A 13055-nucleotide genomic window follows, 5' to 3' on the forward strand; every position below is an offset into this window, starting at 1 on the left:
CACCGGAATATGCATTTCCTTCCGGCAGGATGGCCCTCTCCCACGAACCGGCCTTCCCCGGAAAAGGAAAAGCACATGGGACGATGGTCCGCTTTCACGGTTCTGGCTTTGATCGTGTTCGTACCGCCCGCCGCGGCACAGGCCGCCTCCCCCGATCCGGTGCGGGCGATCGTACAGCGGATCCAGGCCGGTTACGGCGTCCAGATCTCCGAGGTCTCCCTTTCGATCGACGAAAAGCAGATCTCCCTCAAGACCCGTAGAAGCGGGTGGGTCCAGTTCGGCCCCTCCGGCCCGGTCGCCTCCGAATTCACCTCACAACTGGTTCTCGACTCCCATGCCAGGAAGGCACTGGGCAGGGAAACGGAGGCGTTCCGATCCTTGGGCGCATTCGATCCGAGCCACATCGTCGTCGTCGAGAACACCGCGTACGTCTCCGGCGGCGTCTACGACATCTCACTCCCCGAGGGGAAGACCTGGGTGCGCATGCCCTACCCGGTCAAGGCCACCGCGGCGAGCGCCCAGCGGATCGACGTGTTCGATCCGGCGGTGCTGAGGGCCGTACTGAAAGGATCGGCGGGAGAACCCGTCTCCGGCGGTTTCCTCTACCGGGGAGCGGTGAGCCACGCGGAGCTCTACAAGGCCTCCACTCCTCACACGGACGCGTTCGCCACCGAGCCGACGAGTGGATCCGGCAGAACGAAGATCTTCTGGAACCTCTGGACCGACGGCCGAGGTCTACCGACACGGCTGACGACCAGCGAGACCAGGGGAGGACGCGAGCTGTCGCTGACCCGGAAAGCCGACACCCGGTACGCCGGCTGGGGATCGCGGGTCACCGTCACCGCCCCGCCGTCCGAGCAGGTCATCGACGACAAGGACCTGCCGGAAGGTCTTCCCGGGGCCAGGAGAATCATCACCGCGCCGCGGTGACGGGCACCCGGGAGTCCTCACCCATGTGGACACGGCGGATCGAGGTCGGCCGGCACGCGAACGGAGAAACGCGGACCGGGAGGGCGCGGCCCGGGTGAGGGCCGTGCCCGGCGGTCCGCGGTGTCGGGACTAGTGGTTGTTGACCAGGAAGGCCAGCAGGTCCTGGCGGGTGAGCAGGCCGACGGGCTTGCCGTCGTCCAGGACGACCGCGGCGTCGGCCTTCTCCAGTGCCTCGATCGCGATGGAGACCGGCTCGCCCGCGCCGATCATGGGCAGGGGCTGGGACATGTGCTCGGCCAGCGGGTCGGTCGGCCGTACCCGGCCCCGGTAAAGAGCTTCGAGCAGGTCGCGCTCCAGGATCGAGCCGACCACCTCGGCGACCATGACCGGCGGCTCCTCCTTCATCACCGGCAGCTGCGAGACGCCGTACTCCCGCATGATGGAGATGGCGGTGTCGACCGACTCGTGCGGGTGGGTGTGCACGAACTCGGGCAGCCCCGTGCCCTTGCGGTGCAGTACGTCCCTGACCAGGCCCTCCTCCGAGGAGGTGGTCAGGAAGCCGTAGTCGGCCATCCACTCGTCGTTGAAGACCTTCGACAGGTAGCCCCGGCCGCCGTCGGGCAGCAGCACCACGACCACGTCCTCGGGAGCGGCCCGCCTGGCCACGCGCAGCGCCGCCACCGTGGCCATGCCGCAGGAGCCGCCCACCAGGAGCGCCTCCTCCCTGGCCAGGCGGCGGGTCATGCCGAAGGAGTCCTTGTCGGAGACGGCGATGACCTCGTCGCAGATCCCGGTGTCGTAGGTGGCGGGCCAGATGTCCTCGCCGACGCCCTCGACGAGGTACGGCCTGCCGGTGCCGCCGGAGTAGACCGAACCCTCGGGGTCGGCTCCGATGACCTTCACCCGGCCCCCGGAGACCTCCTTGAGGTAGCGGCCGACGCCGCTGATCGTGCCGCCGGTGCCGATGCCCGCCACGAAGTGGGTGATCCGCCCCTCGGTCTGCTCCCAGATCTCCGGTCCCGTGGAGAGGTAGTGGCTTTCGGGGTTGTTCGGGTTGGAGTACTGGTCGGGCTTCCAGGCGTTCGGCGTCTCCTTGGCCAGCCGGTCGGAGACGGAGTAGTAGGAGTCGGGGTGGTCTGGGGAGACCGCCGTCGGGCAGACCACGACCTCGGCCCCGTAGGCCCGCAGTACCGCGATCTTGTCCTGGGCCACCTTGTCCGGCACGACGAACAGGCACTTGTAGCCGCGCTGCTGCGCCACGATGGCCAGTCCGACGCCCGTGTTTCCCGAGGTGGGCTCCACGATCGTGCCGCCGGGGACCAGTGCCCCCGACTGCTCGGCCGCGTCGATCATGCGCACCGCGATCCGGTCCTTCACCGAACCGCCCGGGTTGAAGTACTCCACCTTGGCGAGCACCTGGGCGGGCGCCCCGGCGGTCACCCTGTTCAGCCGGACAAGGGGGGTGTTGCCCATCAGTTCGACGAGCGAGTCATGCACACGCATCGCGACGATCACCTCGAAATACCGCAGCCTTGTCGGCTTGTTGTGTTGAACGCCGTGGCCCTCATGGGGATGAATGGGACTCGGCTTGGTCTCAAGACCACGCTACCGTCGCGGTGTACCGAAGGGGCAACGCCACGTGATCTGGACACCGAGGGCGGCGCGGACCGCCCGGCGCATCGCGGCCGCCGCGGCCGTAGGCGGAGGAGGGCTGACCGCGCTCGGTGTGGTCACGTACGGCCTGCTGTTCGGTGAGGCCCTGCTGGCCCGGCACATCGTGGGCCGCCCGCACGGCATGGAGGGGCCGCCCTCCGACGGGGTGTACGGCGACTTCGACGGCGAGCCGATCCGGATGGTCATGCTGGGCGACTCGACCTCGGTCGGTCTGGGCACCGCCGACGCCTCCGAGACCCCTGGCGTGCTGATCGCCACGGGTTTGGCCGTCGTGGCCGAGCGTCCGGTGCGCCTGACCGTGGTCGGCAGGTCGGGGGCCGTCTCCGCCGATCTCGGCGACCAGGTCGATCTGGCTCTCGAAGCCGCGCCCCAGGTGGCGGTCGTCTTCGTCGGCGCCAACGACATCACCACGCAGGCGAAGCCGACGCACGCCGTACGGCACCTGCAGAAGGCGGTGCGGCGGCTGCGCGAGGCGGGGGCGGAGGTGGTCGTCGGCACCTGCCCCGATCTGGGGACCGTCAGGCCGATCGCGCAGCCGCTGCGCTGGGTGACCAGGCGCTGGAGCCGCCAGCTCGCCGCGGCGCAGACGGTGGCCGTGGTCGAGGCGGGCGGCCGTACGGTCGCCTTCGCCGACCTGCTGGGCGCCGAATTCGATACAAACCCGGGCGAAATGTTCGGACCGGATCGTTTCCATCCATCTGTCCAAGGTTATCTACAGATTGCTTATGCGGTGCTACCTTCTGTATGCACCGCACTTGGACTGTGGCCAGAGCCGCGTTCCGAGCGCAGTGAGTCGATCTATCTCGCGGCGGCCAAGGCCGCGGAGGAACCAGGCGCCGAAGTCTCCGCAACCCGCGTCGCCGGCCGAGCAACCGGACCCCACGGACGGTGGGCGACACTGCTCCGTCGGAGGCACGGGGTGCTGCCTCGCGACGTCTGAGCACGGTCACCCTCCGCGGCGAGGTCGTAACGCCTCGCCCCCATTGGAGTGCAATGCCCGTGATCCGGCCTTACGCGCAAACGGCTGCGGTCCTCGCCGGAGCCCTCACCCTGGCCGGCTGCTCCGGCAGCGAAGCAGCCACCCCGGCCCATCCCACCTGGCACAACGGCGAGGTGAACGCGGTCAGCCGCACCGCCTCCGCCGCCGGGGTCGCGATGACGACCTCGATGCGCTCCGACGGCACCCTGGAGACGGTGGCCGTCGACCTGGCCACCGGCGGGAAGCTGTGGGCCCATCCCGCGACCATGGCGGGACGGCTGCCGGGGATGGGGATCCCGGCTCCGGCGATCATCGAGACCGGCGCGGGACAGGCCGTCGCGGTCGCGGTCGATCCGGCCCGCCCGGGCCGCCCGGGCCGGTGGAACGCCACCCTCGTCGGCCGTGACGCGAGAACGGGGGTGCAGAGGTGGACCCGCCCGCTGCACTCGACCTTCGGGCCGCAGAGGTGCGGGGCGTTCGTCTGCGTGTCCGAGCACACCGCGCTCGCCAAGGCCCGGTTCGTCGTGCTCGACCCGGCCACCGGCAGGCAGCTGTGGAAGCTCCCCGGCATCGCCGAGGTCGAGTGGTCGGATCCCTCCCGCGCGGTGTTCCTGCGCCTGGCCCAGCACCCCGTCCTGGAGTCCTACGACCTGAAGTCCGGCAAGCGCGGCTGGCAGCTCCCCATCGAGCAGGCCCTCGGCTCCGGGGTCGACCTGTCGGGCGGCTGGTCGTTCGGCGCGACGGCCGACAACCTCACCGGCTACGTCGCCCCCTACACCAGCCCCGCGACGAAGAGGGTCTCCTCCTTCGGCCTGTTCTCCGTCAAGCTCACCGACGGCACGGTCAACTGGATCCGCCCCTCGGTGGTGCGCGTCTACCCCAGCGGCAGCCCCGGGCTCGCGCCGGTGGTCCGCCCGGTCGACCAGCAGGGCCAGTACGGCGGCTTCGCCCGCCTCGACGCCGAGAGCGGACGGGTCCTCGGCCAGGTCCCCGCGGCCCAGGTCCCCGGCTCCGGCTGGTGGCTCGCCTTCCCCGCCCGGATGGAGAAGCTCGGCTTCCTCAAGCACGACCAGCCGGGCAACGCCTTCGACCTCGCCACCGGGCGCACCGCGGAGGTCAAGAACGAACACGGCTGGTCCTTCTGCGTCACCGACCCCAAGCCGCTCGCGCTCAGGAACCAGCCCCCGGGGTTCTACCCGGTGGCCTCCCTGTGCGAGTTCGACCTGGCCAGCGGGCGAAAGGTGACGGGCTCCGAGGCGCCCCCCGTCTGGTTCACCGGCAGCCAGGACGGCTGGCGGATGTGGCGTGACGAAGCGGGCGGACTGCACGGGATCAAGGACGGCGCCGGCACCTCTCCCGGCATGTACGGCTGATCCCGGCCCGCTCCCCGCGCCCCGATCCCCGTTCCGGAGGGTTCACGCCTGCCGTACAAAGTTCTGTTTCGAGCCGCCCCGGTCGCGATCTCGGCGTCTCCTGGAGATAGCCTCCGATTCAGGAGTGACCGACCGACCCAGGAGAGCCACATGCCCGAGGCAGTCATCGTCGCGACCGCGCGCTCGCCCATCGGACGCGCCTTCAGGGGATCACTCAAGGACATCCGTCCCGACGACCTGACCGTCCAGATCGTCAGGGCGGCCCTGGCCAAGGTGCCCGAGCTCGACCCGGCCACCGTCGACGACCTGATGCTCGGCTGCGGCCTGCCCGGCGGCGAGCAGGGGTACAACATGGGCCGCGTGGTGGCCACGATCCTCGGGCTGGACACCGTCCCCGGCGCCACCGTCACCCGCTACTGCGCCTCATCCCTGCAGACCACCCGGATGGCCCTGCACGCCATCCGGGCGGGAGAGGGCGACGTCTTCATCTCGGCGGGCGTCGAGTGCGTCTCGCGGTCCGTCAAGGGCACCTCCGACTCGCTCCCCGACACGCAGAACGAGCTGTTCGCCGAGGCGTGGGACCGTACGGCCAGGGCCGCCGAGGGCGGCGGCGGGGTCTGGCACGACCCGCGCGAGGACGGCGCGCTGCCCGACGTCTACATCGCCATGGGCCAGACCGCGGAGAACGTCGCCGGGCTGAAGGGCGTGACCCGCCAGGAGCAGGACGAGTTCGGCGTCCGCTCCCAGAACCTCGCCGAGAAGGCCATCGCCAACGGCTTCTGGGAGAAGGACATCACCCCGGTGACCCTGCCCGACGGGACCGTCGCCGACAAGGACGACGGCCCCCGCGCGGGGACGACCTACGAGGCCGTCTCCCAGCTCAGGCCGGTCTTCCGCCCGGACGGCACGGTCACGGCGGGAAACTGCTGCCCGCTGAACGACGGCGCGGCCGCGGTGATCGTGATGAGCGACACCAGGGCCGCCGAACTGGGCATCACCCCGCTGGCCCGGATCGTCTCCACCGGAGTGACCGGCCTGTCCCCCGAGATCATGGGACTGGGGCCGGTCGAGGCCTCCAGGCAGGCCCTGGCACGGGCGGGCATGTCCATCGGTGACGTGGACCTCGTCGAGATCAACGAGGCGTTCGCCGCCCAGGTCATCCCGTCCTACCGGGACCTCGGCGTCGACCTCGACCGCCTCAACGTCAACGGCGGCGCCATCGCGGTCGGCCACCCGTTCGGCATGACCGGCGCCCGGATCACCTCCACGCTGGTCAACAGCCTCCGCTTCCACGACAGGACGATCGGCCTGGAGACCATGTGCGTGGGCGGCGGCCAGGGCATGGCCATGATCCTGGAACGCCTCAGCTAGAACAGCTGGAACACCGCCTCCCGTGGAGGCGGGGCCGGGTCAGCCGTGGATGTCGGATCAGCCGTGGATGTCGGGGCCGGCGCGGGTGATCTCGATTCGCAGGATCACCCGCCGGTCCCGCTCCATGGCGGCCCGGTAGTCGTCCCAGTCGGGGTGCTCGCCGGAGATGTCGCGGTAGTAGCTCACCAGATGCTCCATCGCCTCCGGCAGCGAGACGACCTCCGTGTCGCCCTCGATCTGGATCCACGGGCCGAAGAAGGCGTCGGTCGTCACGCAGAGCGTCGCCCGGGGATCCCTGCGGAGGTTCCGGACCTTCGCGGCGGTCTCCCTGCTGCTGATGATCGCGCGCCCTTCGGCGTCCAGTCCCACCGTCACCGGGGACATCTGAGGACGTCCGTCGGCGTGCCTGGTCAGCAGGACCGCACGGTGGTTGTCGCGGATGAAGTCACGTGCCTTGTCGAGATCCATGATCCCATCATGGCCGGACGCGTGAAAGCCCGCACCACCGGGCCGGGGTGCGGGCTTGCGAAGACGCTCGGCTTACAGGTGACGGCTGCGGCGGTAACGCTCGTGCTCACGCACGATGGCGGCGGCGTAGCCGTGGGACAGCCCGTGCTCGTCGGCGAGCCAGTTGGCGCGCTCCTCACAGCGCAGGAAAGACGGGCCGTTGTCGATGGTTTGGAACCACTCTGGGAGTGCGCGTCCGGTGATGTCCGGGACTCTTGCGATCAGTTTGCTCTGCGTCTCCAGTGAGTGGTTCAACGACATGGGCACCTCCACGGATAGGGCTCCTTTGCTTGACAGTGCCTCACGAAATCGCAGATGGCAAGTCTTACGACCTGCCCGTCCACGGTTTTCGTCGCCGCGGTGTCGCTTTCTGTTTACTTTCCGGTCTTTCGGACGTCCATCACACATCCATCCCAGCCTTCTCTTTCGCCTCCCTCATCTCTCCGCTGCCCGGCGTACAGCCCGCCGGAAAGGCGAAACCCCCGCCGGAGGGGTTCCGGCGGGGGTTTCGCCCAGCGGTTCAGCGGCCCGGCCGCTAATCGTTGCTTGTGAAGTAGCTCAGGAAGCGCAGGATCTCCAGGTAGATCCAGACCAGGGTCACCGTCAGGCCGAAGGCCATCAGCCAGGAGTACTTCTCCGGGACGCCCGCCCGCACGCCCTGCTCGACCGAGTCGAAGTCGAGGAGCAGGAAGAAGCAGCCGACCAGGATCGCCGCGATGCTGAAGACGTACGCCAGCAGGCCGCCGGAGCGGATGCCGATGCCGTCGGCGATGAAGAAGCTCGCCACCCAGTTGACGAGCATGAGGCCCATCAGGCCGAGGCCCGCCGCGACGACGAACTTGGTGAACTTCGGCGTGACGCGGACGATGCGCAGGGCGTAGACCGTCAGCATCGCGCCGAAGGCGAGGGCCGTGCCGACCACCGCCTGGAAGACGACACCGCTGTACAGGTCGTTGTAGATGTGGCTGGCCACACCGACGGCCACGCCGTAGGCGACCGAGTAGCCGAGGATCAACGCCGGGTTCGTGCTCTGCTTGAACGAGACGATCAGAGCGAGCACCAGGCCGACGATCGCGCCGATGGCCATCGCGGCCACACCGAGGTTCAGCGCCCAGGCCACCGCGGCTGAGACGACCAGCGTGCCCAGGGTGATGAAACCGCGCACGACCACGTCGTCGATCGTCATCGCCCGCTGCGCGGGAGGCGCGTAGGCCGGGGCGTCGTACATGCCGCGGAGCTGCTCGGGGCTCGGCGTCCCCCATGCCTGCTGCTGGCCGCGGGACTGCCTGCTGAATACGGGGTTCTTACTTTCCATCGCTGCCTCCACGCTGCGACCTATGCGATCAGCGTATTAGATCGGTTGTCACGCGGCCGTATCGTGTTGATATCCGTTTTCGGGTCGGCTGCCGTACGGCTACCGCCGAAGGATCCAACGAGCGGCCGGCCCCCTCGGTTCCCGGCTTTCACAGAGGCGTCACGACCCGCTGGTCGAAAAGACGCTGGGACGCCTCGACTTCGGCGAGGTTCCGCCGGGCCCACTCACAGATGCCCGTCACGGTGACGAGCAACTCCTGCCCGATCCTGGTGAGCACGTATTCCACTTTGGGCGGCGAGGTCGGATAGACGTTGCGCTCGACGATGCCGTCGCGCTCGAGGGCGCGCAGGGTCTGGGTGAGCATGCGCTGGTTGATGCCCTCCACTCTGGCCTTGAGCCGGGAGAAGCGCTGCGCCTCGTCCCCGAGGGCCGCGATCACCAGGAGTGACCACTTGTCCCCGATGTGCCCGACGACCTGCCGGGCGACTCCGTTGGCCCGCAGCACCTCGTCCAGGGTTCGATCATCGCCCATGGTTACCATTCTATACCTGGGTGTCAGGAAATCCCACCGCCGCGAACCGAATCCCGTCAATCCCAGAACGAGGGGATGGACCCCGGTCTCGGGGTGACCTGGATTTGCGGACCGGCATTTTGACCGGCGAACCCTATACGATCCGCACCCGCGGTAGACGACCCGGTGAAAGAGAAAGGCCCGCGACCGGGTTTTCCCTGGTCGCGGGCCGAATTGCACAGATCACCACGAGTGCCCCCGGAGGGACTCGAACCCTCACTCGAACCCTTTTAAGGGGTTTGCCTCTGCCATTGGGCTACGGGGACGCCGCAATCATACGTAACTGACCACTCATCCGAGGAGCACAACTTTGTATCAGGCGTCACACAAACATGATGCGGTGTTTCGATCTTCGAGTTGAGCTCCGTCCATGGAATCGGGGGCTTTGCCCATGCTCCCGCTCCATCCGGAAGGATCTCACGAACCGGCCATCACGCGGGGTGCGCACCCGAACGTCGAGCGTTCACGTGATCGGCCCCGGAAACGCCGTTTCTGGAAACGCCGCCCCGGAAACGCCGAGAGACCCCGGATCACCGGGGTCTCTCGGACAGGTGCGGGCCTCAGGTCGTGGCGGCCCTGTGGAACTCCTCGCGCGGCGCCTCGATCTCGCCGAGCGAGACGGTCTCCCGCTTGAAGAACAGCGCGAGGGTCCAGTCCATCATCACGCGGACCTTGCGGTTGACGGTCGGCACCCGCGACAGGTGGTAGGTGCGGTGCATGAACCAGGCGGGCAGCCCGCGCAGCTTGATCCCGTAGACGTTGGCCACGCCCTTGTGGAGGCCGAGGCCCGCGACCGAGCCGACGTACTTGTGCCGGTAGTCGACCAGCGGCTGCCCGTGGAGCTGGCGGGTGATGTTGTCGGCGAGCACCTTGGCCTGCCGTACGGCGTGCTGGGCGTTGGGCGCACAGTACTGGCCCGGATTGGTCACGTCGGGCACCCCGGCCACGTCCCCGGCGGAGAAGGCGTTCTCGACCCCGGCCACCGTCAGGCGGGTGGTCGTCTTGATCCGGCCGCGCTCGTCCAGGGGGAGGTCCCCGGCGTTGACGACCGGGCTCGGCTTGACCCCCGCGGTCCACACGATGGTGGCGGACTCGAACTCCTCACCGTCGGAGAGCTTCACCAGGCCGCCCTCGCAGGAGTCGAGGCGGGTCTTCAGCTTGACGTCGATGCCGCGCTCGCGGAGCTGCTCGGCGGTCCACTTGCCCATCTCGGGGCCGACCTCGGGCAGGATCCGGTCGGTCGCCTCGACGAGGACCCAGCGCATGTCCTCGCGCGAGACGTTGCGGTAGTAGCGGACCGCGTCGACGGCCATGTCCTCCAGCTCGGCGAGCGCCTCGACGCCCGCGAAGCCGCCGCCGACCACGACGAAGGTCAGCGCCCTCTTGCGCAGGGCCTCGTCGCCGTCGGTCTCGGCCCGGTCCAGGAGCTCCAGCACGCGGTTGCGCAGCGCGATCGCCTCACCGACGGTCTTGAACCCGATCGCGGCGTCGGCGAGGCCGGGGATGGGCAGGGTGCGGGAGACCGAGCCCGCGGCCATGACGAGGATGTCGTAGTCGAGGTCGTGCGGGGTGCCGACGTTCGGCTCGAAGGAAACGGACTTGGCGGCGTGGTTGACCTTGGTGACCTTGCCGTTGAGGATCCTCGCCCTCGACAGCACCCGGCGGAGCGGCACGACCACGTGCCTGGGCGAGAGGTTTCCGGCCGCCGCCTCGGGAAGGAACGGCTGGTAGGTCATGTGGGATTCGGGGGTGAGGACGGTGATGCGAACGCTACCGTCGCGCAGTTCCTTGCGGAGTGTGTGCTGCAGGCGCAGCACGGTGTAGAGCCCGACGTAGCCCCCACCGACGACCACGATGTGCTTGGAGTTGCGGTTCACTTCGACGTCATCCTTAGGTCCGAGGCCTTGTGAAAGCTTTCACAAGCATACGTGCCCCCCAAAGACGACACCAGGCACCCCCCATGTAATTTTCGTCATAGTTTCCAGAATCGGCAGATCATCACCATCTTCCCGAGCGAAGTTCTGTCGATATTCTCTTTGTGATCGAGTTCACAAGCTTCGCAGCGCGTTTGCCCTGGTGAAGAGGGCATCGAGCATCTCGGCGGTGACGCGGCCGGTGAAAGTGTTCTGCTGGCTCGGGTGATAACACCCCAGAAGATGCGCCGGAGTTCCATCTCTGGAGATTTCGACCTCCACGCCGTGCCCGAAGGACGGTCTCGGCGTCGGCAGGACGTACCCGGCCGCCCGCAACGCGGGCCAGATCGCCTGCCAGGCGAAGCCGCCCAGCGCGACGACCACGCGCAAGCTCTCCGCGACCAGCTCGACCTCCCGGGCCAGCCATGGGAAGCAGGTCGCCCGCTCCGACGGTTCGGGCTTGTTGGCGGGCGGGGCACACCGTACGGCCGCCAGCATCCGCGCGCCGATGAGACGCTGCCCGTCTCCCGCGTGAACGCTGGTCTCCTGCGCGGCCAGACCGGTCCGGTACAGCGAGGCGAACAGCCAGTCACCGCTGCGGTCCCCGGTGAAGATCCGTCCGGTGCGGTTCCCGCCGTGCGCGGCCGGGGCCAGCCCGACGATGAGGACCTCGGGCCGTTCCTCCCCCCACCCCGCGATGGGCCGTCCCCAGTAGGTCTCCCCGGCAAACGCCCGCCGCTTGACCGTCGCCACCTCCTCGCGCCACTCGACCAGGCGCGGGCACGCCCGGCAGACGGACTGCCCGGCCGTGAGTTCGCCGAGCGTACGGCTCGCTCCGGCGAGCTCGCCGACCTCGGCGGGGTCGTGGGCGACGGGGGTGTCGGGGCCGGCGGGATCACCGGGCCAGCCGGATCCGGGAGGAACGAAGGTCATGCCTCCGATCGTGCCACCACGCCGTCACACCGGCGGACACGAGGGCGAGAGCGGCGGGCGGGCGTGACGGGAAAACGAAAGCGGCGCCCGCCGGATGCGGACGCCGCTCTCTTCGTTCGGGTGGAGCCCTCGTTCAGGTGGAACCGTCAGACCGGTCCCGCTACCGGGCATCGGCCCCGGTCACCTGGCCGAGACGTTCCCGCCCAGGGTTCAGGCCGGCGTGTTCGTGGAGGTGGGCGTCGGGGTGGGCGTGGGGACCTGGCAGGTCACCTTGCCCTCGACGGTGCCGGTGGTGGAACCGCCGAACAGCTCGATCGCACGCTTGCCGGTCCCGGACGCCGAGGCGGTCCAGGAGTCGGTCACGATGCGGCTCTGGTAGGTGCCGTTGAAGTAGGTCTCCTCCCAGTTGCCCGGGACACCGTCACGGATCCAGCGGTACTTCACGGTGCCACGCTCGTGCGGCAGGACGCTGATCGTGCCGGTGAAGGCGCGGGTGGTCGGGCAGGTGCCGGTGTAGGCGTCGGGCGCGCTGACGGACGCGGTGACCTTGGGAGCCCTGGGGGTCTCGTCCTTGCACCAGACCCTGAAGCCGACGCGGCCCGAGGAGGCCTGGACCGGGTCCACGATCTCCAGGGACGCCCAGCCGCTCAGGTCGCGGTGCGGCCTGATCACGTGGACGACCTTGCGGGAGCCCTCGACGCGGACGGCGTCGCGGTCGACCACGTGGCCGTTGACCACCCAGCGGTACTCCACCCAGGCCGGGCTGGAGGTGCTGATGCGGCCGATCAGGGCAGCCTCGCAGTTGCCCTCGTCGACCCACGCCTGGGCGTGGACGCCGGTCTCGACGACCTGCTTGCCGTCGCCCTCCTCGCCGCCACCGCAGGAGACGGCGAAGCGGCCCTTGCTCGAGGTCGCGGCGCGGGGCGCCAGGACCTGCAGGGCCTGCCAGCCCTTGACGTCACCCTTGAAGGTGGTCGCCTCCTTGACGGTGACGCTCTTGGCGCCCTTGCCCTTCAGGACAAGGGTCTTGACCTTGCTCTTGGACCCGTCGCCCCGCAGCCAGCGGTAGGCGACCGTGGTCTTGCCCGCGACGGCCTTCACCTTGATGGTCGAGGAGAAGGTCACCTTCACCGGGCAGTCGCCCTCGTAGTTGGAAGGGGACGCCTTGGGGGTACCGACCGAGACCGCGGGCCTCGGCTTGGCGACGGCCGAGGCGGCCGTCTGGCTGGTGGATCCGCTCGCCGCCGCCGCGGGCGAGGCCAGCAGGCCGGTCGCCATCGTCGCCAGCATGGCCGTGCCGGCGCCCACCGCGGCTAGCTTGCGTGCTAGTCCGGACTTCATGAGGGGTTGCTCCGTTTCGTTAGGAAGCGAATGCGCTTCGGAGACGGTTGCCGCCCCGACACCAGCTGTGCCGGGCCCCACGGCAAAGCCTCGCTAAAGCTCCTTTACCTAACCATGAACGGAAGGATCTCTCAATACCCCATCAACA

The 13055-nt window shown here is 68.9% G+C and carries 12 protein-coding genes and 1 tRNA gene; 4 read left to right on the top strand and 9 right to left on the bottom strand.

All coding sequences use genetic code 11. The features are described 5' to 3' along the window. Positions 1-75: 75 nt before the first annotated feature. On the top strand, positions 76-930 hold the full coding sequence (locus AB0N02_RS11300) for a hypothetical protein (protein WP_363944961.1): 855 nt from the start codon (positions 76-78) through the stop codon (positions 928-930). 129 nt (positions 931-1059) lie between these two features. Here AB0N02_RS11300 and AB0N02_RS11305 read toward each other — a convergent pair whose 3' ends face one another. After that, positions 1060-2433, bottom strand: a complete 1374-nt coding sequence (locus AB0N02_RS11305) for a cystathionine beta-synthase (RefSeq protein ID WP_363944963.1) — start codon at positions 2431-2433, stop codon at positions 1060-1062. Positions 2434-2569: 136 nt separating this feature from the next. Here AB0N02_RS11305 and AB0N02_RS11310 point away from each other — a divergent pair, with 136 nt between their 5' ends. The 3 genes from AB0N02_RS11310 to AB0N02_RS11320 all read left to right on the top strand — a co-directional run bounded on the left by AB0N02_RS11310 (position 2570) and on the right by AB0N02_RS11320 (position 6327). Continuing rightward, positions 2570-3544, top strand: a complete 975-nt coding sequence (locus AB0N02_RS11310) for an SGNH/GDSL hydrolase family protein (RefSeq protein WP_363944965.1) — start codon at positions 2570-2572, stop codon at positions 3542-3544. A gap of 53 nt (positions 3545-3597) precedes the next feature. After that, positions 3598-4956: a PQQ-binding-like beta-propeller repeat protein gene (locus tag AB0N02_RS11315; RefSeq protein WP_363944967.1), complete on the top strand. Its 1359-nt coding sequence runs from the start codon at positions 3598-3600 to the stop codon at positions 4954-4956. Positions 4957-5106: 150 nt separating this feature from the next. Beyond that, positions 5107-6327, top strand: a complete 1221-nt coding sequence (locus tag AB0N02_RS11320) for an acetyl-CoA C-acetyltransferase (protein ID WP_363944968.1) — start codon at positions 5107-5109, stop codon at positions 6325-6327. 57 nt (positions 6328-6384) lie between these two features. On the opposite strand, the gene AB0N02_RS11325 is transcribed toward AB0N02_RS11320, so the two are convergent. The 8 genes from AB0N02_RS11325 to AB0N02_RS11360 form a co-directional block, all read right to left on the bottom strand. Beyond that, positions 6385-6795 (bottom strand): PPOX class F420-dependent oxidoreductase, encoded by a 411-nt coding sequence (locus tag AB0N02_RS11325; protein ID WP_363944969.1) that lies wholly within the window; start codon positions 6793-6795, stop codon positions 6385-6387. A gap of 72 nt (positions 6796-6867) precedes the next feature. Beyond that, positions 6868-7095: a DUF4287 domain-containing protein gene (locus tag AB0N02_RS11330; protein WP_363945407.1), complete on the bottom strand. Its 228-nt coding sequence runs from the start codon at positions 7093-7095 to the stop codon at positions 6868-6870. Positions 7096-7369: 274 nt separating this feature from the next. Then, the gene (locus AB0N02_RS11335) at positions 7370-8149 is read right to left on the bottom strand and encodes a Bax inhibitor-1/YccA family protein (RefSeq protein WP_363944970.1); all 780 of its coding nucleotides are present in this window, start codon (positions 8147-8149) and stop codon (positions 7370-7372) included. Positions 8150-8297: 148 nt separating this feature from the next. Continuing rightward, entirely contained in the window at positions 8298-8681 is a 384-nt protein-coding gene (locus tag AB0N02_RS11340) for a helix-turn-helix domain-containing protein (RefSeq protein WP_363944972.1), read from the bottom strand. Positions 8682-8913: 232 nt separating this feature from the next. Continuing rightward, positions 8914-8986 (bottom strand) — tRNA-Leu (locus AB0N02_RS11345). Between the two features lie 294 nt (positions 8987-9280). Further along, positions 9281-10597: an FAD-dependent oxidoreductase gene (locus tag AB0N02_RS11350; RefSeq protein WP_363944973.1), complete on the bottom strand. Its 1317-nt coding sequence runs from the start codon at positions 10595-10597 to the stop codon at positions 9281-9283. 171 nt (positions 10598-10768) lie between these two features. Further along, complete coding sequence (locus tag AB0N02_RS11355) at positions 10769-11566, bottom strand: uracil-DNA glycosylase (RefSeq protein ID WP_363944975.1); 798 nt, start codon at positions 11564-11566, stop codon at positions 10769-10771. Positions 11567-11776: 210 nt separating this feature from the next. Continuing rightward, the gene (locus AB0N02_RS11360) at positions 11777-12907 is read right to left on the bottom strand and encodes a hypothetical protein (RefSeq protein WP_363944976.1); all 1131 of its coding nucleotides are present in this window, start codon (positions 12905-12907) and stop codon (positions 11777-11779) included. Positions 12908-13055: the final 148 nt, after the last annotated feature.

This window comes from Streptosporangium sp. NPDC051022 (assembly GCF_040683035.1).
In the GTDB taxonomy this organism is placed as follows: domain Bacteria; phylum Actinomycetota; class Actinomycetes; order Streptosporangiales; family Streptosporangiaceae; genus Streptosporangium.